Origin of the sequence: Pseudomonas fluorescens (genome assembly GCF_902497625.1) — a bacterium.
GTDB lineage: Bacteria > Pseudomonadota > Gammaproteobacteria > Pseudomonadales > Pseudomonadaceae > Aquipseudomonas > Aquipseudomonas fluorescens_BQ.
In genome coordinates this window covers 34,990-54,090 of the sequence record NZ_CABVGX010000030.1, presented here as the reverse complement: position 1 = coordinate 54,090, position 19,101 = coordinate 34,990, and the positions used below count along the sequence as shown (strand labels likewise).

Genomic DNA, 19,101 nt, shown 5'->3' with positions numbered 1-19,101 from the left:
ATCTGATCGATTGAAAAAATCTTTTGTACCCGCCGGAAAATTGTCGATATAAGGAGCCCCAAGGCAATCTTAGCCTGGAGTAGCCTGATGAGTACTGATAAAGAGCCGCTGGATGCAGTAGAAGACTTCTCAGAGCCGAACAACGATGAACCGCCGGTGGAAGTGGCGAAGACCAACCTGAGCAAACGCCGCACCATTGATAACCTGTTGGAGGAGCGTCGATTGCAGAAGCAATTGGCCGATTACGATTTTGATCTGTAATACCTGAAGGCCTCCCGCAATGGAGGCTTTTTTATCGGATACAAAAGCTACACAGGCTCCCCGCCGCTTCCATTCAACGCGGGCTAGACCAGCCCGTTACGCTGGGCCAGTTCAATCAGATCAACCAGTGATCGTGCATTCAGTTTCAGCAGCAGCCGGGTTTTGTAGGTGCTAACGGTTTTATTACTGAGAAACATTCCATCGGCGATCTCCTTGTTGGTCTTGCCTCGAGCCAGCTGTTGCAACACCATCATCTCTCGGCCCGAGAGACGATCTACCATATCGGCCTCGCTGGCATTCCCCAAACTGGAACGCACCGTGTGCAAGGCTTGATTTGGGAAATAACTGTAGCCTGAAAGAACCGCCTTGATCGCACTAAGCAACTCGGTAAGATCCTGCTGTTTGCAAACATATCCAGCGGCGCCGGACTGCATGCAACGCATTGAGAAATGTCCTGGGGACTGAGATGTCAATATCAGGACCTTCACGGGCATGGCTGCAGATGACAGACGCGCTATGACTTCCAGCCCGTCGAGCTTCGGTATCCCAATATCCAGTATGACAATGTCCGGCATATGTTCCCGGGCAAGTTGCAGCGCGTCGATACCGTTGTCTGTTTCTGCAATGACTTCGTAGCCATGACGCTCCATCAGCATTCGTACCGCAAGACGAATGACAGGGTGATCATCCACGATCAGCACTCTATTCATGGGCAAGTCCAATTTTCGCTGTTCGATTTTTTAGAGCCCGCACAATAGCCTAGTCGTTTCATCCGTGGCATGCCGCCTCCCCCAGTCACCCACAACCAAAGACACTTCCTACTAATATCTCAGAAACTTCCTACAGGAAATCTACAAGCACCCTGATCCAAAAATAATAGTGATTACTTCATGTTTCCAATAATTAAGACGCAGATATTAATATACTAATTAAAATAAATAATTATTTCCGATAATCTTCAGGCACTGCACACTGGAGGGAGTTGTTAATAGCAAACGACCTGAGCCAACTCAGACGGTCCGGGACAGACCAGAAAAACTACAACCTTATACCGCAAAAACAGAAACAAGTTAGTATATAAAACATCAACCCCTACCCAATCAGCCAAACCACCGAGAAAACAATCTTACCCATGAGTACAACAGATGAGAAAATTCAAAAAAACGATCACCAACCCCATGACAGTCATTGCAATATTCGCGACACTGTCTGAAACCTCCGCGGCCATATCCTTACCGTTCCTCGACGACGAGGAGAGGCAGACCTACGTATGGTTTTTGATAAGCTTTCCTTTTTACCTGATTTTTCTATTCTTCATCACGCTTAACTTTAATTATCGCTCACTTTACGCGCCCTCAGACTTTGTAAAAGGGAAGCACTTTATTAAAGCCATGGACAATGATCGCTCGGGGCATGGCAATTCGAAAAATCCCATTGTTGAACCGTGCCAACAACGACCAAACATCGCTCAAGATCCGCCAGAACAGCCCGGACTGCGAACTTACTTGTGCCGGCGAAATCTGGTTCGACTTGCGGCACCATTCGAAGACCTGCAAATTTTCGACACACGAGGCAAGAATGGAAAGATCGACATGCGCGATCTTTGCGAAAGACATCCGTGCGAGAGGAGTGATGCGCCACGGCTTGTCTTGTTCATAACGGGCCGTGATCCGGAAAAATCACTGAGGTCATGTGCACCGAAGTTTACTGAAAATGCAAAAAAGCACTGTAATTCGATGTTTTGCGTCGCCTACAACGTGATTTCGCGTGAAGTGACAGTGATAGCTGAGACCTGGCCATTGACGAGTAAAAAGGAGGCGTTGCAGGCACCAGAACGACCAGTAAGAAAGCAATCGGAAGAAGTTTGAAAAACAACAAGAATGATCCATGCACTGTCAGCACCACCATCCCTATTCTCAAATATGTGGCCGGATCCGAGATCCAGGCCACATATCCGTCACGCCATCACTTGTTTCAGAACAACTTCCGGCCCTTGTTGGCAGCAATACGCATGCGCAAGGCGTTGAGCTTGATGAAACCCGCAGCGTCTGCCTGGTTATAAGCACCACCGTCTTCTTCAAACGTTGCGATGTTGGCATCGAACAGCGATTCGTCCGACTTGCGGCCAGTAACGATTACGTTGCCCTTGTACAGCTTCAGGCGCACGACGCCGTTCACGTGGGCCTGGGACGCATCGATCATCTGTTGCAACATCAGACGTTCAGGACTCCACCAGTAACCGGTGTAGATCAGGCTGGCGTACTTCGGCATCAGCTCGTCTTTGAGGTGGGCCACTTCACGGTCCAGTGTGATCGATTCGATCGCACGGTGAGCGCGCAGCATGATCGTACCGCCCGGCGTTTCGTAACAACCACGGGACTTCATGCCCACGTAACGGTTTTCGACGATGTCGAGACGGCCGATACCGTGTTCGCCACCGATGCGGTTCAGGGTCGCCAGCACAGTGGCCGGGGTCATTTCGACGCCGTCCAGCGCGACGATGTCGCCATTGCGGTAGGTCAGCTCCAGGTATTGCGCCTGATCAGGAGCGTTCTCCGGGGAGACGGTCCATTTCCACATGTCCTCTTCGTGCTCGGTCCAGGTGTCTTCCAGCACGCCGCCCTCATAGGAGATGTGCAGCAGGTTGGCATCCATCGAGTACGGAGATTTTTTCTTGCCGTGACGCTCGATCGGGATCGCATGCTTTTCGGCGTAATCCATGAGCTTTTCACGGGACAGAAGGTCCCATTCGCGCCACGGCGCAATGACTTTCACGCCCGGTTTCAGCGCGTAGGCGCCCAGCTCGAAACGTACCTGGTCGTTGCCTTTGCCGGTTGCGCCGTGGGAAATGGCGTCAGCGCCGGTTTCATTGGCGATTTCGATCAAGCGTTTGGCAATCAACGGGCGAGCGATGGAAGTACCCAGCAGGTACTCACCTTCGTAGACGGTGTTGGCGCGGAACATCGGGAACACGAAATCGCGGACGAATTCTTCGCGCAAGTCGTCGATGTAGATTTCTTTGACGCCCATGGCCTGAGCCTTGGCGCGGGCCGGTTCGACCTCCTCGCCCTGCCCGAGATCAGCGGTGAAGGTCACCACTTCACAGTTATAAGTATCCTGCAGCCACTTGAGGATCACCGAAGTGTCCAGGCCGCCGGAATACGCCAGAACGACCTTGTTTACGTCCGCCATGCCATCACTCCACGGGGTTCTACGGAAAGCCGTCAAGTCTACCGGTCATGCAGAATAATTTACAGAGGCGCGACAGCTTATGACGACGAAGCGACAGAGCGTGTCGATTGCGCGACGATGACCGGTCAGTCAGGATGTCTTCGCGGCACTCGCCGATGCGGTGGTTTGCGGGGCTGCGGGCTCGGCGGGAGCGACTCGCGCCAGATGCACGTTGACCCGCCGGTTTTTCGCCCGGTTGGCGGAATTGGTGTTAGGCACCAGCGGATATCGCTCGCCGTGGAAACGCATGGTGATCTGTGATTCCTGAATGCCATTGGCCTTCAAGAAGTCCACAACCGCCAGCGCCCGCCGCCGCGAAAGGTCGCGATTGGTCAGGCGATTGCCGCTATTGTCGGAGTGACCGTCGAGCTCGACGTGGTTGACAGTCGGATCAGCCTTCATGAACTCCAGCATCACTTGCAGTTGCGCCTTGGCCTGCGCGTCGAGGTCATTGCCCTCGCCAGGGAAGCCGATCTGCGCCTGTTTGACCTGCTCGAAATTCTTCGGCAGCAATTTGGCCACGCAACTCTGGTAGTCGTTGAATGCTTTGTTGAACTTGACCGGCAACAGGCGCACTTCCGATACCCGGCCGTCACCCGATGCGCGCCGTATGACCGGGCTGCGTCCATCCATCAAACCACTGATCAACCGGCCCGCCTGCACCTGCGAAGTGTTAAACAGCACGTTACCGCTGCCGATCTGTACCGAACCGAGATTGATGTCGCCGCGCCCCGGTTGCCACGGTGCGGCTGCCGCCAGCAAGGTTGCCGAACCACCGCCGATGATCGCGTTATAAGCTGTCAAACGAAATATCGCCTGCTCGCCGGCCCGGCGCACGAACTCGCCGGAACCGAAATCAGTAATCGGTTGCGTGAGACGGCATTCGAACTTGTCCCCTTCGACCGTCCACTCAATGCTCTCCAGGCGAGTCTGGAAAGTGAGCGCCATCGCGGGAAGGCTGGCAAACACACTGAGCAAGGCTAAATAACGCTGGCGCACGGGAGGCTCCACTGGCTTCTACAACAAAAAGACCGATACAGATGTTTACGGCATACCTGTTGGATATCGGAAGCTTCCTTCAAAACTTGATAGCGAGTGCCTGGAAGAGTCTTTTCCGGTAGCATTCCCCTCAGTTTGACCCGCCTGGAATTCCCTCATGTCCGACCGCCTGACCCTGCTGCGTCCCGACGACTGGCATATTCATCTTCGCGATGGTGCCGTGTTGACCAATACCGTTGCGGATGTTGCGCGCACGTTTGGCCGCGCCATCATTATGCCCAACCTGGTCCCGCCGGTGCGCAACGCCGCTGAAGCCGACAGCTATCGCCAGCGGATTCTCGCTGCCCGTCCGGCCGGCAGCCGTTTCGAGCCGTTGATGGTTCTGTACCTCACCGACCGTACCCAGCCCGAAGAAATTCGTGAAGCCAGGGCCAGCGGTTTCGTGCACGCCGCCAAGCTGTATCCGGCTGGCGCGACCACCAACTCGGATTCTGGCGTCACCAGCATCGACAAGATCTTCCCTGCGATCGAGGTCATGGCCGAAGTCGGCATGCCGCTGCTGATCCACGGTGAAGTCACCCGTGGCGATGTCGATGTGTTCGATCGCGAAAAGATTTTCATCGATGAGCACATGCGCCGTGTGGTCGAGCGTTTCCCGACGCTCAAGGTGGTGTTTGAACACATCACCACCGCCGACGCCGTGCAGTTCGTCAATGAGGCCTCGGCCAACGTTGGCGCCACCATCACCGCACATCACTTGCTGTACAACCGCAACCACATGCTCGTGGGCGGGATCCGGCCGCACTTTTACTGCCTGCCGATCCTCAAGCGCAACACGCATCAGGAAACCCTGCTTGATGCCGCCACCAGTGGCAGCGAGAAGTTTTTTCTCGGCACCGATTCGGCCCCTCACGCTCAACATGCCAAAGAAGCTGCTTGCGGCTGTGCCGGCTGCTACACCGCCTACGCGGCAATAGAGATGTATGCCGAAGCCTTTGAACAGCGTAATTCGCTCGACAAGCTCGAAGCTTTCGCCAGCCTCAACGGCCCGCGTTTCTACGGTTTGCCAGTGAACACCGATCGCATCACCCTGGTCCGTCAAGAGTGGACCGCCCCAACCAGCCTGCCATTTGGCGAGCTGACCGTAATCCCGCTGCGCGCCGGTGAAAAACTGCGCTGGCGCCTGCTGGAGGAAAACGCGTGAGTGAAGACCATTTCGACGACGAACAGGACGGTCAAGGCGGTGGAGGTGGTTCACGCCACCCGATGGCCGAGCGGTTCCGTGGTTACCTGCCAGTCGTTGTCGACGTCGAAACCGGCGGTTTCAACTCTGCCACTGACGCTCTGCTGGAAATCGCCGCGACCACAATCGGCATGGACGAGAAAGGTTTCGTATACCCCGATCACACCTACTTCTTTCGCGTAGAGCCGTTCGAAGGCGCCAATGTCGAGGCGGCTGCACTGGAATTCACCGGGATCAAACTCGACCACCCTCTGCGCATGGCTGTGAGCGAAGAAACGGCGCTGACCGATATCTTCCGTGGCATTCGCAAAGCGTTGAAAGCGAATGGCTGCAAGCGAGCGATTCTGGTGGGTCATAACAGCAGCTTTGACCTCGGCTTCCTCAACGCCGCTGTTGCCCGTCTGGATATGAAACGCAACCCGTTTCATCCGTTTTCCAGCTTCGATACCGCGACGCTCGCCGGTCTTGCTTACGGCCAGACCGTATTGGCCAAGGCCTGCCAGGCTGCCGATATCGACTTCGATGGCCGTGAGGCTCATTCCGCGCGCTATGACACCGAGAAGACGGCCGAGCTGTTCTGCGGCATCGTCAATCGCTGGAAGCAAATGGGTGGCTGGGAAGACTACAACGACTGATCGGCTTTTCGTAGGAGCCGGCTTGCTGGCGAATCAGGCAACGCGGTTTGCCCGATTACCGAGGTGATTGGATCACCAGAAACCGACTCCTACAGGGACCTGCGTTAGTTCCGCGGACAAAAAAACCGGCCTTGATGGCCGGTTTTTTTATGCCTCGAACGCGCCTTACAGGGCAGCAGCGTTCTCGGTCAGGTAAGCCGCAACACCTTCGGTGGAAGCGGTCATGCCTTTGTCACCTTTTTTCCAGTTGGCAGGGCAGACTTCGCCGTGCTCTTCATGGAATTGCAAAGCGTCGACCAGACGGATCAGCTCTTCCATGTTACGGCCCAGCGGCAGGTCGTTGATGATCTGCGAACGGACAATGCCTTTGTCGTCGATCAGGAACGCGCCACGGAAAGCCACGCCGCCTTCGGATTCCACGTCGTAGGCCTTGGCGATTTCGTGTTTCATGTCGGCAGCCATGGTGTAGCGAACCTGGCCGATACCGCCATTGTTCACCGGGGTGTTACGCCAGGCGTTGTGGGTGAAGTGCGAGTCGATCGACACAGCGATCACCTCAACGTTGCGTGCCTTGAAGTCAGACATGCGGTTGTCCAGAGCGATCAGCTCCGACGGGCAAACGAAGGTGAAGTCCAACGGGTAGAAGAACACCAGGCCGTATTTGCCTTTGATGGCCGACGACAGGGTGAAGCTGTCGACGATTTCGCCATTGCCGAGTACCGCCGGTACGGTGAAGTCAGGGGCTTGCTTGCCTACGAGTACGCTCATTGAATATCTCCTGGTGTGAAAACGTGAAGTTCCGGGTTTGCGCCAGCCTGCCACCCTCAGGCGACAGCCCTGTGACACCCACCCGCTTCATAAGGACCGGCCATCATACACTGGGTTTTTCGCCTGTCTTCCACGGATTTCCTCGCGGGGCAAAAATACGCAATCCCCCTGCCTCGTCAGCACAAACCGTTCGTCAGCCATGCGCAGTTATAACGCGAAGCTTTCAGAAAGCACTTTGACAATCATTCTCGTTAACATTAAGATCCATCGCAATTGAGTCACAACCAGCGACGGTTCTCACTTATGTATGTCTGCCTCTGCACTGGCGTCACCGACGGTCAAATCCGCGATGCAATCTATGAAGGATGCTGCAGCTACAAGGAAGTCCGTCAGGCTACCGGCGTAGCCAGCCAATGTGGAAAATGCGCCTGCCTTGCCAAGGAAGTGGTGCGTGAAACCCTGACCAAAGTCCAAACCGCCCAAGCGGCGATTCCTTTCCCGGTAGAATTTACTGCCGCGTAAAAACCCCTATTTCAAAGAACCGGACTTAGTGTCCGGTTTTTTATGTCTGCAAATCAATTGCTTACGTGTTAGACGCGGAACACAAACATTCTTATTCCGATTAATTTTCACTTAACTTTCAATAACTTAGGTTTGACACTCTTAGGTGCGCGGCTCAAACTCTGCCCTATAGTCAGCGAATACAGGGCAGGACCCCATCATGAAAGGCGACATCACAGTCATCCAGCATCTCAACAAGATCCTTGCCAATGAACTGGTCGCGATCAATCAATACTTTCTGCATGCGCGCATGTATGAAGATTGGGGTCTGAACAAGCTCGGCAAGCATGAGTACGATGAATCCATCGACGAGATGAAACATGCAGACAAGCTGATCAAGCGCATCTTGTTCCTCGAAGGCCTGCCGAATGTCCAGGATCTGGGCAAGCTGCAAATCGGCGAACACACCCGTGAAATGCTGGAATGCGACCTGCGCATCGAACGCACCGGCCATGCCGACCTGAAAGTCGCAATTGCGCATTGCGAGACCGTTGGCGATTTCGGCAGTCGTGAACTGCTTGAAGACATTCTCGAAGCCGAAGAAGAACACATCGACTGGCTGGAAACCCAATTGGGCCTGATCGACAAGATTGGTCTCGAGAACTACCTGCAATCGCAGATGGGCGAAGAGTAAGAGCTGCGCAGGAGCGGTTTAGCGGAGGTGTAGCCGGTTGCGTAGCAGCTGTCGAGTGCAACGAGGCTGCGATACTGGCGATAACAGCGCCGACACCGACATAACTTATCAAGCGTAATAAAAAGCCCCGCCTTCTTTCGAGAGGCGGGGCTTTTTTTGGGGCTGGCGGTGAGAAGATCGCAGCCTCGTTTCACTCGACAGCTCCTACACAGCTCCTACACAGCTCCTACACAGCTCCTACACAGCTCCTGCACGGCTTCTGCACGGCTTCTGCAGGGAGCCAGGTGCATCAGGCTTCAGTCTTGTTCGCAGCAGCCGCTTCAACAGCTGTTTTGATGGTGCTTTGCAACGAACCGTCTGCAGCCATCTCGGTCATGATGTCGCTACCGCCGACCAGTTCACCACCGACCCACAGCTGTGGGAAGGTTGGCCAGTTGGCATATTTTGGCAGGTTGGCGCGGATTTCCGGGTTCTGCAGGATGTCCACGTATGCAAACTTTTCACCGCATGCCATCACGGCCTGCGCGGCTTTCGCAGAGAAGCCGCACTGCGGGGCATTCGGTGAGCCTTTCATGTAAAGCAGAATGGTGTTGTTGGCAATCTGCTCTTTAATCGTTTCGATGATATCCATGGAGCACCTCGGCTGAACTTTCCGACTCAAGGGTCGGCACGGTGGCGCATTGTAACGGAAACCCGAGCGCCATGCTCGGACTCCCCGACAGACTCAATCACGCCGCGGCAACAGTTACCGGTACGCCATTCAACGCCGCATTGCCCGACAACTCGTCAAGCTGACACTCATCGGTGAGGTCATTCGCACTTGAGCCTGGCTGGCTGCTGGCGATGCTCATCTGCACACCCGGCCGCGCATGGCCCCAGCCGTGCGGCAGGCTGACCACGCCCCTCATCATGTCCAGACTGCCGAGCACTTCGACTTCGATCACGCCGACCCGCGAACTGACACGCACCCGCTGTCCGTCATTGAGCCCACGACTGGCCAGATCTTGCGGGTGCATCAACAGCTGATGACGTGGCTTGCCTTTCACCAGACGATGATAATTATGCATCCAGGAATTATTGCTGCGCACGTGACGGCGGCCAATCATCAGCAGTTCATCGGTAGCAGGCGCCTGTACGGCGGCGAAGCGCGCAAGATCAGCAAGGATCGCCGCCGGTGCCGCCTGGATTCGCTGGTTACCGGTTTTCAAACGCGCTGTCAGATTGGGTTTCAGTGCGCCCAAATCCACGCCATGTGGATGATCAAACAAAGTCGCCAGCGATAATTTATGCGCGGACTCATCGCCATACAGCCCCATGCGCAATCCGCGATCGATCATCTGTGCAGGTGGAACCGTCGGCTTCAATTCCTTCTCAGTCATCGCGGCAAAGGCCTTGGCCAGGCCGACAAAAATTTCCCAGTCATGCAACGCCCCCGCCGGTTTGGCCAGAATCGCGCGGTTGAAGCGGCTGACATTGCGTATCGCGAACATATTGAAAGTAGTGTCGTAGTGGTCGTTTTCCAGGGCTGAAGTGGACGGCAGGATAAGGTCGGCATATCGCGTGGTTTCATTAATGTAAAGGTCAATGCTGACCATGAACTCAAGGCCGTCCAGCGCCTGCTCCAGTTGCCGGCCATTGGGTGTCGACAACACTGGATTGCCCGCCACGGTGATCAGCGCGCGAACCTGCCCTTCCCCGCCGGTGAGGATTTCTTCGGCGAGCGCCGACACAGGCAATTCTCCCGCGTACTCCGGACGACCCGACACGCGACTCTGCCACAGGTTGAAATGCCCGCCCGAGGTAGAAGCCACCAGATCCACCGCAGGCTCGGTGCACAACGCACCGCCCACACGATCCAGATTGCCGGTCACCAGATTGATCAATTGCACCAACCAATGACACAACGTGCCGAACGCCTGGGTCGAAACGCCCATTCGCCCATAGCAGACCGCTGTCGGCGCCGCCACGAAGTCACGGGCCAATTGGCGAATCTGCTCGGCCGGCACCGCGCACAGGGGGCTCATGGCTTCAGCCGTGAACGACATAACGGCGTCGCGTACCTCATCCAGACCGTCCACGGGCAAATGACTGTCACGGGTCAGGCCTTCCACGAACAAGGTGTTGAGCAGGCCAAACAATAATGCCGCATCGCCCCCCGGGCGCACGAACAGATGCTGATCGGCAATTGCCGCCGTCTCACTGCGACGCGGATCGACAACCACGACTTTGCCGCCACGCGCCTGAATGGCCTTCAGGCGTTTTTCCACATCGGGCACGGTCATGATGCTGCCGTTGGACGCCAGCGGGTTGCCACCGAGGATCAGCATGAAGTCGGTGTGATCAATGTCCGGAATCGGCAGCAGCAGCCCGTGGCCGTACATCAGATGACTGGTCAGGTGATGGGGCAACTGGTCGACAGATGTTGCAGAAAATCGATTACGGGTTTTCAACAGGCCGAGAAAGTAATTGCTGTGGGTCATCAAGCCGTAGTTGTGAACGCTGGGGTTGCCTTGATAAACCGCCACCGCATTTTGCCCGTGACGCTGCTGGATCGCTGCAAGGCGTTCGGCAACGAGACTAAAGGCATCTTGCCACTCAATGGGTTGCCATTCGCTTCCCACGCGCAACATCGGTTGGCGCAAACGGTCGGGATCGTTCTGGATGTCCTGCAAGGCGACAGCCTTCGGGCAAATGTGCCCGCGACTGAAAGTGTCCAGCGGATCACCCTTGATCGAGGTGATCTGCATGTTGCCATCGGCTTCGGTAGTCTCGATGGTCAGGCCACAAATAGCTTCACACAGGTGGCATGCACGGTGATGGAGAGTCTTGGTCATGGCCAGTCTCTGTTTGTTCTGGGCGGACGATATCGACCGCGGGAACAAAACTATGGCCCGTGCCCTGCTGTTGCGCCAGCGACGTTCGTCTCGTGAATCGATGACCATCAGGCCAGCCGATGCTCCCCGGAATCATTTCGACGGCAGCCTTGGTGGTGCCTGTAACTGAATCTCCTGGATCGTCTCGATCTGCTCTTGGGCGACGTGTACACCGGTCAACTCGCCGATGAGCCGCCAGTGCTCGTCGAGCCCCGAACTGATCGTGGCCATGCGATCAATCATCCGCCGACCTGCTGCCCTGGTGATTTCATCGTTGCTGCGTAACAACTCAAAGGACATTGAAGTCATGGATGCAGTGAGGTGAGTCAGTGAACGGGCCGTCAGGCCAAGTAAATCCATCAATTGTTGTTCTTTCGATTCCATTTCGAAGTCTTCCTGCAGCGCTCGTGACTTATTTATAACCCGGCACTATGCATGAGCAAGTGTTTCAAGGGGAGAAAATTCTCTGTCATTCCATAAAATCCTGCGCGGGAAACCGACCATCAGCGCACCATCCTTGCCCGCCCGGATTGCAAAGGCCGGCGGGCACGGTGTACAAATGAGCGGCTGCTGTCAGGATACCGGCTTCAAAAGCGCTGCCGCGGTCATCCCGGAGCCCCTCTGAAATCCCCTAAACACTGTAGCCCTATTGGAAAGACGCGACATTTAATGTCAATATCGCGCCTTCCCCTATTTCGTCGCCCCGTGCGGCTTACGCCGCAGGTCTCGCCCATTGTTCCGTTAAACAAGGCTTTGAGTATCTGCGGTCCGTTGCAAAAGGTAGTCAATGATGAGCGCAAGGCACTTTCTCTCCCTGATGGATTGCACGCCCGAAGAGCTGGTCAGCGTGATCCGTCGAGGCGTTGAGCTCAAAGACCTGCGTAACCGCGGCGTACTGTTCGAGCCTCTGAAAAACCGCGTGCTCGGGATGATTTTCGAAAAATCCTCCACCCGCACGCGAATCTCCTTTGAAGCGGGCATGATCCAGCTCGGCGGTCAGGCCATTTTCCTGTCCCCTCGCGATACACAATTGGGCCGTGGCGAACCTATTGGCGACTGCGCGATCGTGATGTCGAGCATGCTCGATGCAGTGATGATCCGCACCTTCGCCCATAGCACCCTGACTGAATTTGCCGCCAACTCCCGCGTGCCGGTAATCAACGGCCTGTCTGACGACCTGCACCCGTGCCAGTTGCTGGCCGACATGCAGACGTTCCTCGAACACCGCGGTTCGATCCAGGGCAAAACCGTGGCGTGGATCGGCGACGGCAACAATATGTGCAACAGCTATATAGAAGCGGCAATCCAGTTCGACTTCCAGTTGCGCATTGCCTGCCCGCAGGGTTATGAACCCAGTCCTGAATTCGTCGCCCGCGCCGGTGAGCGGGTGACAATCGTTCGAGATCCGCAGGAGGCCGTGCGCGGCGCTCATCTGGTGAGCACCGACGTCTGGACCTCGATGGGTCAGGAAGAAGAAACCGCCAAGCGCTTGAAGCTCTTCGCGCCATATCAGGTCAGCCGTGCCCTGCTCGATCTGGCCGCCGAGGATGTCCTGTTCATGCATTGCCTGCCGGCCCACCGCGGCGAGGAAATCAGTCTGGACGTGCTCGACGACAAACGCTCCGTGGCCTGGGATCAAGCGGAAAATCGTCTTCACGCCCAGAAGGCCTTGCTCGAATTTCTCGTCCCGCCTTCGTACCACCACGCATGAGCCAGCCATTACTGCTCAACCTGCGCAACCTCGCCTGCGGTTACCAGGATCAACGCGTGGTGCAGCACCTTAACCTGCACTTGAACGCCGGTGACATTGGCTGCCTGCTCGGCTCCTCGGGTTGCGGCAAGACCACTACCTTGCGCGCGATTGCTGGTTTCGAGCCGGTACACGAGGGCGATATCACCCTCGCCGGCGAGACCATCTCCAGTGCCGGCTTCACCCTTGCTCCGGAGAAACGCCGGATCGGCATGGTGTTTCAGGACTACGCCCTGTTCCCCCACTTGAGCGTGGCCGAAAACATTGCATTCGGTATCCGCAAGCATCCGCAAAAGAATCGCGTGACCGAAGAGTTGCTCGAACTGGTCAATCTGAAAAATCTTGGCAAACGTTTCCCGCACGAGCTTTCCGGTGGCCAGCAGCAGCGTGTTGCGCTGGCCCGTGCGCTGGCGCCTGAGCCGCAATTGTTGCTGCTCGATGAACCCTTCTCCAACCTCGACGGCGAACTGCGGCGCAAGCTTAGTCATGAAGTGCGCGGTATCCTCAAGGCTCGCGGCACCAGCGCGATCCTGGTGACGCATGATCAGGAAGAGGCTTTTGCGGTCAGTGATCACGTCGGGGTTTTCAAGGAAGGTCGCCTCGAACAATGGGATACGCCCTACAACCTCTATCACGAACCGCTGACACCGTACGTGGCCAGCTTCATCGGCCAGGGCTATTTCATTCGTGGTCAATTGAACAGTCCGGAATCGGTGCAGACAGAATTGGGCGAGCTTCGCGGCAATCGGGCTTATACCTGGCCGATTGGCGGCGCAGTCGATGTTTTACTGCGTCCGGACGATATCGTCTACGCGCCGGACAGCGGCTTGAAGGCAAGGATTGTTGGCAAGTCTTTTCAAGGCGCATCTACCCTGTATCGCTTGGAGATGCCAACCGGCGCACAGCTGGAATCGATTTTCCCGAGTCATGCCGATCATCTGGTCGGTGCCGAGGTCGGCATTCGTGTCGCCGCCGAACACCTGGTTTTGTTTCAGGCATCCGGCAGCACCGCTGCGCAGATTCCACAGGCCGAAACCGGAGTCCGGCGTCATAGCGCCGCCAGCTGACACCCTCTCTGCTTCAGCAGGAGCAGCCGGTCGACGCTCGATTGCTCGCGATAACATCACCGCGCATGACCGACGCAGCGCGTCAACGTTCATCGCGAGCAAGCTTGCGCCTACACCATCCTGGTTAACCCAACATCAATGTGCCGCTTGCCACGAGCACCGCATGCCCGCCGATTTTGACCCGATCCCCTTCCAGTCGGCAGAACAACTCGCCCCCGCGTTTCGAACACTGATACGCCGTCAGGCTCGACTTGCCTAACCGCTTGGACCAGTACGGGATCAGGCTGCAATGGGTCGAGCCGGTCACCGGGTCTTCGTTAATGCCAATGGCCGGAGCGAAGTAGCGCGAGACAAAATCGTGCTTGATGCCCCGCGCCGTCACGATCGCCCCTAACCACGGCAGCTTGGCCAGGGCCGCCATGTCCGGCTGGCAATCCAGAACCGCCTGCTCTGACTCCAGCACCACAAACAGTTCATTGCCGCCCAGCACATCGACCGCTTCGACACCCAGCGCACGCTCGACGTCCAGAGTCACACCCACTTCCATGGGGGCGATGGCCGGAAAATCCAGCCACAGGCGTTCAACGTCGCGACTCACGCTCAGCGGACCGGATCTGCACATGAAATCCAGGCGCTCAGTCGGCTCGTTGTAAACGTTGAACAGCACAAAGGCGCTGGCCAGCGTTGCATGACCACACAAGGGGACCTCGGTGGTCGGGGTGAACCAGCGGATGTGCCAGACCAGCCCTTCCCTGACGACAAACGCAGTCTCCGCCAGATTATGCTCGGCGGCGATCTTCTGCATCAGTTCATCGGCAAGCCAGGCGTCCAGCCGGTAAACCATCGCCGGGTTGCCACTGAACGGTCGGTCACTGAACGCATCGACCTGATAAAAATCGATCTGCATAAACCTCTCCCTTTGTTCGATCACCCAACATGAAGCCATCAGAAGCCAGACATCAAGCGCGGCCGATGTCGGCAAACTTCGCCTGGGTGTGCTCGGCCAGCACCGCCGGTGCCAATTCAACTTCAAGGCCACGACGTCCGGCGCTGACGAAAATGCTCGCGAAGGGCTGAGCGGATGTGTCGATGAACGTGCGCAGGCGTTTCTTTTGTCCTAACGGACTGATGCCTCCGAGCAGATACCCGCTCGAGCGCTGCGCTGCCGCCGGGTCGGCCATCTCGACCTTCTTGACCCCCGCCGCCTGAGCGAGACCTTTCAGGTCCAGAGTTCCGACGACTGGCACCACAGCGACCAGCAATTCGCCTTTTTCACTGGCCGCCAGCAACGTCTTGAACACTTGCGCCGGAGCCAGCCCCAGTTTTTCGGCAGCTTCAAGGCCATAAGAAGCCGCTTTCGGGTCATGTTCGTAACTGTGCACCCGATGTTCGGCTCGAACTTTTTTTAACAAATCCAATGCGGGGGTCATGACAGCTCCAGGTAGATCGGAGGTGAAAAAGCTTGCGCTGAATTCTAGGCCAACAATTAGCGAAAGGCTCCAATTGACTGCATTTCAAAGAGTTGCTGATGAATAAACCGTTCGTCAGCGGGCAGCGGTACCGTCAAACAAAATGATCATTCATGTGACTAATAGCTGCAATGTGACTGGTAGTTCACTTTCGACCTTTGACAGTAGCGTTTCTTGTCTATATTTTTTCGAATGTGAATAAGGTACACATGTACCCATGAATCAGACTGCAGTAGACCGGGACGGGATGGGGATTCTACCTTGGTAAAAAACGCGCTTTGGCCACGAAGAAAAAAGCGCCAGACAACAAAAACAATGAGGCTTTCCATGACAACTGCTTTACGACAACCGTCACTCTCCAGCCAATGCATGGCCGAGTTTCTGGGCACTGCGTTGCTGATTTTTTTTGGTACCGGTTGCGTTGCCGCACTCAAGGTCGCGGGTGCGAGCTTTGGCCTGTGGGAAATCAGCATCATCTGGGGGGTGGGCGTCAGCATGGCGATTTACCTGACTGCCGGGGTCTCCGGTGCTCACCTCAACCCGGCAGTCAGCATCGCGCTGTGCATTTTTGCCGACTTCGAAAAACGCAAACTGCCCTTTTACATTCTCGCGCAAATTGCCGGCGCCTTCTGCGGCGCATTGCTGGTCTATACGCTGTACAGCAATCTATTCTTCGATTACGAACAAACTCATCACATGGTTCGCGGCACCCAAGCCAGCCTTGAACTGGCGTCGGTATTTTCTACTTTCCCGAATTCGGCACTGTCCACGGCCCAGGCATTCCTGGTCGAGATGATCATAACTGCCATCCTCATGGGTGTGATCATGTCCCTGACTGACGACAACAATGGCCTGCCTAACGGCCCGATGGCCCCATTGCTGATTGGTCTGCTTATTGCGGTGATTGGCAGTTCGATGGGCCCTCTGACCGGTTTTGCGATGAATCCGGCCCGCGACTTCGGTCCCAAGCTGATGACTTTCTTCTCCGGCTGGGGTGAAATTTCCTTCACCGGCGGTCGCGATGTCCCCTACTTCCTGATTCCGATTTTTGCACCGATTGTCGGTGCCTGCCTTGGTGCTGCAGCGTATCGCGGGCTGATAGCCCGTCATTTGCCCAGCGCCGAACCTGCTACAAAGGACGCAGCACCGGCCATTGACGGCAAACCAAGAACTTCTTGATACCGTAGGCGCGTGATCCTGCCCTCGTGATCCCGCGCCCGACCTCTCCTCTATTTCGTGCAAGGCAATCGACATGACCGACATTCAGAATAAGAACTACATCATTGCCCTTGATCAGGGCACGACCAGTTCGCGCGCGATCATTTTCGATCGCGATGCGAACGTGGTCTGCACCGCACAGCGCGAATTCGTTCAGCATTACCCACAGGCGGGTTGGGTCGAACATGACCCGATGGAAATCTTCGCCACGCAAAGCGCGGTAATGGTCGAAGCTTTGGCGCAGGCCGGCTTGCACCACGACCAGGTCGCGGCCATTGGCATCACCAATCAGCGCGAAACCACCGTGGTCTGGGACAAGACTACCGGTCGCCCGATCTACAACGCGATCGTCTGGCAGTGCCGCCGCAGCACCGAAATCTGCCAGCAACTCAAACGCGACGGCCACGAGCCATACATCAGTGAAACCACCGGACTGGTCACCGACCCGTACTTCTCCGGCACCAAGCTCAAGTGGATCCTCGACAACGTCGAAGGCAGTCGCGAACGCGCACGCAACGGCGAGCTGCTGTTCGGCACCGTCGACAGCTGGCTGATCTGGAAATTTACCGGCGGCAAAGTACACGTCACCGATTACACCAACGCCTCGCGCACCATGCTCTTCAACATCCATTCGCTGGAGTGGGACGCGAAGATGCTGGAGATTCTGGATATTCCGCGCGAGATGTTGCCGCAAGTGAAGTCCTCGTCGGAAATTTACGGCCACACCAAAAGCGGCATTGCCATCGGCGGTATCGCCGGCGACCAACAGGCTGCTTTGTTCGGTCAGATGTGCGTCGAGCCAGGCCAGGCGAAAAACACTTATGGCACCGGCTGCTTCCTGCTGATGAACACGGGCGACAAAGCCGTAAAGTCCAACCACGGCATGCTCACCACCATCGCTTGCGGTCCGCGCGGCGAAGTGGCCTACGCGCTGGAAGGCGCGGTGTTCAATGGCGGTTCGACCGTGCAATGGCTGCGCGATGAACTGAAAATCATCAACGACGCTCATGACACCGAATACTTCGCCAGCAAGGTCAAGGACAGCAACGGTGTGTATCTGGTACCGGCCTTCACCGGTCTGGGCGCTCCGTATTGGGACCCGTACGCCCGTGGCGCGTTGTTCGGCCTGACTCGCGGCGTGCGCGTGGATCACATCATTCGTGCCGCGCTGGAGTCGATTGCCTATCAGACCCGCGACGTGCTTGATGCCATGCAACAGGATTCCGGCGAACGTCTCAAGGCGCTGCGCGTTGACGGCGGCGCAGTAGCGAACAACTTCCTGATGCAATTCCAGGCGGACATCCTCGGCACTCAGGTTGAGCGTCCGAAAATGCGCGAAACCACAGCGCTTGGCGCGGCGTACCTGGCAGGTCTGGCGTGCGGTTTCTGGGGCAGCCTGGATGAACTGCGCAACAAAGCGGTGATTGAGCGCGAATTCGAACCGACTCTGGACGAAGGCGAAAAGGAAAAGCTTTATAAAGGCTGGAAGAAAGCAGTCAGCCGTACTCGCGACTGGGCACGTGAAGACGCTGAATAAGCCGCAAACCTGGATGGTAAAAGGTTGTAACTGGTCGGGAGCGGATTCCTGCGTCATCATGGGCAAATTTTGCACGGCAGCCCAAAGGACGCCCCATGAATCTGCCTCCCCGTCAGCAACAAATCCTCGAGTTGGTCCGTGAACGCGGCTATGTCAGCATTGAGGAAATGGCTACGCTGTTCGTTGTTACACCACAAACCATCCGCCGTGACATCAATCAGCTCGCAGAAGCCAATCTGCTGCGCCGCTACCACGGCGGCGCGGCCTACGATTCCAGCGTCGAGAACACTGCGTACGCGATGCGCGCCGATCAGATGCGCGATGAGAAACAGCGTATCGGTGAAGCCATCGCCGCACAGATTCCCGATCACGCCTCGCTGTTCATCAATATCGGCACTACCACCGAATCGATTGCCCGAGCGCTGCTCAATCACAATCATCTGAAGATCATCACCAATAACCTGCACGTAGCCTCGATGCTCAGTGCCAAGGATGATTTCGACGTGCTACTGACCGGTGGCAATGTGCGACGCGACGGTGGCGTGGTTGGTCAGGCGAGTGTCGACTTTATCAATCAGTTCAAGGTCGATTTCGCCCTTGTCGGGATAAGCGGCATTGATGAAGACGGCAGCCTGCTGGATTTTGATTATCAAGAGGTGCGTGTATCGCAGGCGATCATTGCCAACGCGCGGCAAGTGATTCTGGCGGCGGACTCGAGCAAATTTGGACGCAATGCGATGATTCGCCTGGGGCCGATCAGCCTGATCGATTGCCTGGTCACCGATCAGCCGCCCTCCCCGGCCCTGGCGCAACTGCTAACGCAGCACAAAATTCGCCTGGAAGTCGTTTAAGCCC

20 protein-coding genes are annotated in these 19,101 nt (G+C 56.4%); 11 read left to right on the top strand and 9 right to left on the bottom strand.

The genetic code is table 11. From position 1 onward, the window contains the following. The first annotated feature begins 87 nt into the window (after positions 1 to 87). Positions 88 to 261 carry a PA3496 family putative envelope integrity protein gene (locus F8N12_RS27670; protein WP_191623184.1) on the top strand — a complete coding sequence of 58 codons (174 nt, stop codon included), beginning with the start codon at positions 88 to 90 and terminating at the stop codon, positions 259 to 261. 83 nt (positions 262 to 344) lie between these two features. Here the strand turns inward: F8N12_RS27670 and F8N12_RS18390 are convergent, their stop codons facing one another. Then, complete coding sequence (locus F8N12_RS18390) at positions 345 to 971, bottom strand: response regulator transcription factor (protein ID WP_150581742.1); 627 nt, start codon at positions 969 to 971, stop codon at positions 345 to 347. A 435-nt stretch (positions 972 to 1,406) separates the two neighbouring features. Here F8N12_RS18390 and F8N12_RS18385 point away from each other — a divergent pair, with 435 nt between their 5' ends. Further along, positions 1,407 to 2,129, top strand: coding sequence for a hypothetical protein (locus F8N12_RS18385; protein ID WP_224787725.1), 723 nt, complete (start codon positions 1,407 to 1,409; stop codon positions 2,127 to 2,129). A gap of 106 nt (positions 2,130 to 2,235) precedes the next feature. On the opposite strand, the gene F8N12_RS18380 is transcribed toward F8N12_RS18385, so the two are convergent. Both F8N12_RS18380 and F8N12_RS18375 read right to left on the bottom strand, forming a co-directional pair. After that, positions 2,236 to 3,453: an argininosuccinate synthase gene (locus F8N12_RS18380; protein WP_028624300.1), complete on the bottom strand. Its 1,218-nt coding sequence runs from the start codon at positions 3,451 to 3,453 to the stop codon at positions 2,236 to 2,238. 129 nt (positions 3,454 to 3,582) lie between these two features. Next, the gene (locus tag F8N12_RS18375) at positions 3,583 to 4,491 is read right to left on the bottom strand and encodes a flagellar protein MotY (protein ID WP_150581741.1); all 909 of its coding nucleotides are present in this window, start codon (positions 4,489 to 4,491) and stop codon (positions 3,583 to 3,585) included. A gap of 157 nt (positions 4,492 to 4,648) precedes the next feature. Between F8N12_RS18375 and pyrC the strand changes: the two genes are divergently transcribed. Together pyrC and rnt are read left to right on the top strand one after the other, a co-directional pair. Next, complete coding sequence (pyrC, locus tag F8N12_RS18370; protein ID WP_150581740.1) at positions 4,649 to 5,695, top strand: dihydroorotase; 1,047 nt, start codon at positions 4,649 to 4,651, stop codon at positions 5,693 to 5,695. After that, positions 5,692 to 6,369: a ribonuclease T gene (gene rnt / locus F8N12_RS18365; protein WP_150581739.1), complete on the top strand. Its 678-nt coding sequence runs from the start codon at positions 5,692 to 5,694 to the stop codon at positions 6,367 to 6,369. Before pyrC ends, rnt begins: the two co-directional genes overlap by 4 nt. A gap of 165 nt (positions 6,370 to 6,534) precedes the next feature. On the opposite strand, the gene F8N12_RS18360 is transcribed toward rnt, so the two are convergent. Then, positions 6,535 to 7,137, bottom strand: a complete 603-nt coding sequence (locus F8N12_RS18360) for a peroxiredoxin (RefSeq protein ID WP_150581738.1) — start codon at positions 7,135 to 7,137, stop codon at positions 6,535 to 6,537. Between the two features lie 303 nt (positions 7,138 to 7,440). Between F8N12_RS18360 and F8N12_RS18355 the strand changes: the two genes are divergently transcribed. Together F8N12_RS18355 and bfr are read left to right on the top strand one after the other, a co-directional pair. After that, positions 7,441 to 7,659, top strand: a complete 219-nt coding sequence (locus F8N12_RS18355) for a bacterioferritin-associated ferredoxin (protein WP_028624305.1) — start codon at positions 7,441 to 7,443, stop codon at positions 7,657 to 7,659. A gap of 199 nt (positions 7,660 to 7,858) precedes the next feature. Further along, complete coding sequence (gene bfr, locus F8N12_RS18350) at positions 7,859 to 8,332, top strand: bacterioferritin (protein WP_150581737.1); 474 nt, start codon at positions 7,859 to 7,861, stop codon at positions 8,330 to 8,332. Between the two features lie 289 nt (positions 8,333 to 8,621). Here the strand turns inward: bfr and grxD are convergent, their stop codons facing one another. The 3 genes from grxD to F8N12_RS18335 all read right to left on the bottom strand — a co-directional run bounded on the left by grxD (position 8,622) and on the right by F8N12_RS18335 (position 11,589). Further along, positions 8,622 to 8,963, bottom strand: coding sequence for a Grx4 family monothiol glutaredoxin (grxD, locus tag F8N12_RS18345; RefSeq protein WP_150581736.1), 342 nt, complete (start codon positions 8,961 to 8,963; stop codon positions 8,622 to 8,624). A 97-nt stretch (positions 8,964 to 9,060) separates the two neighbouring features. Then, positions 9,061 to 11,166: a molybdopterin oxidoreductase family protein gene (locus F8N12_RS18340; protein ID WP_150581735.1), complete on the bottom strand. Its 2,106-nt coding sequence runs from the start codon at positions 11,164 to 11,166 to the stop codon at positions 9,061 to 9,063. A 132-nt stretch (positions 11,167 to 11,298) separates the two neighbouring features. Continuing rightward, positions 11,299 to 11,589, bottom strand: a complete 291-nt coding sequence (locus F8N12_RS18335) for a hypothetical protein (protein ID WP_150581734.1) — start codon at positions 11,587 to 11,589, stop codon at positions 11,299 to 11,301. 406 nt (positions 11,590 to 11,995) lie between these two features. Between F8N12_RS18335 and argF the strand changes: the two genes are divergently transcribed. Together argF and F8N12_RS18325 are read left to right on the top strand one after the other, a co-directional pair. Beyond that, positions 11,996 to 12,916, top strand: a complete 921-nt coding sequence (argF, locus tag F8N12_RS18330; RefSeq protein ID WP_150581733.1) for an ornithine carbamoyltransferase — start codon at positions 11,996 to 11,998, stop codon at positions 12,914 to 12,916. Further along, entirely contained in the window at positions 12,913 to 14,022 is a 1,110-nt protein-coding gene (locus F8N12_RS18325) for an ABC transporter ATP-binding protein (protein ID WP_150581732.1), read from the top strand. The genes argF and F8N12_RS18325 overlap by 4 nt, the downstream gene beginning before the upstream one ends. Before the next feature lie 124 nt (positions 14,023 to 14,146). On the opposite strand, the gene F8N12_RS18320 is transcribed toward F8N12_RS18325, so the two are convergent. Beyond that, a complete protein-coding gene (locus tag F8N12_RS18320; RefSeq protein WP_150581731.1) occupies positions 14,147 to 14,929 on the bottom strand; it encodes a PhzF family phenazine biosynthesis protein in 783 nt (260 codons plus the stop codon). 52 nt (positions 14,930 to 14,981) lie between these two features. After that, positions 14,982 to 15,452: a Cys-tRNA(Pro) deacylase gene (gene ybaK / locus F8N12_RS18315; RefSeq protein WP_150581730.1), complete on the bottom strand. Its 471-nt coding sequence runs from the start codon at positions 15,450 to 15,452 to the stop codon at positions 14,982 to 14,984. A 366-nt stretch (positions 15,453 to 15,818) separates the two neighbouring features. Between ybaK and F8N12_RS18310 the strand changes: the two genes are divergently transcribed. From F8N12_RS18310 to F8N12_RS18300, 3 genes are all read left to right on the top strand, one after another. Continuing rightward, positions 15,819 to 16,670 (top strand): MIP/aquaporin family protein, encoded by an 852-nt coding sequence (locus F8N12_RS18310; protein ID WP_150581729.1) that lies wholly within the window; start codon positions 15,819 to 15,821, stop codon positions 16,668 to 16,670. Positions 16,671 to 16,743: 73 nt separating this feature from the next. Continuing rightward, complete coding sequence (gene glpK, locus F8N12_RS18305; RefSeq protein ID WP_150581728.1) at positions 16,744 to 18,246, top strand: glycerol kinase GlpK; 1,503 nt, start codon at positions 16,744 to 16,746, stop codon at positions 18,244 to 18,246. Positions 18,247 to 18,341: 95 nt separating this feature from the next. Next, positions 18,342 to 19,097 (top strand): DeoR/GlpR family transcriptional regulator, encoded by a 756-nt coding sequence (locus F8N12_RS18300; RefSeq protein WP_150581727.1) that lies wholly within the window; start codon positions 18,342 to 18,344, stop codon positions 19,095 to 19,097. Positions 19,098 to 19,101 lie beyond the last annotated feature (4 nt).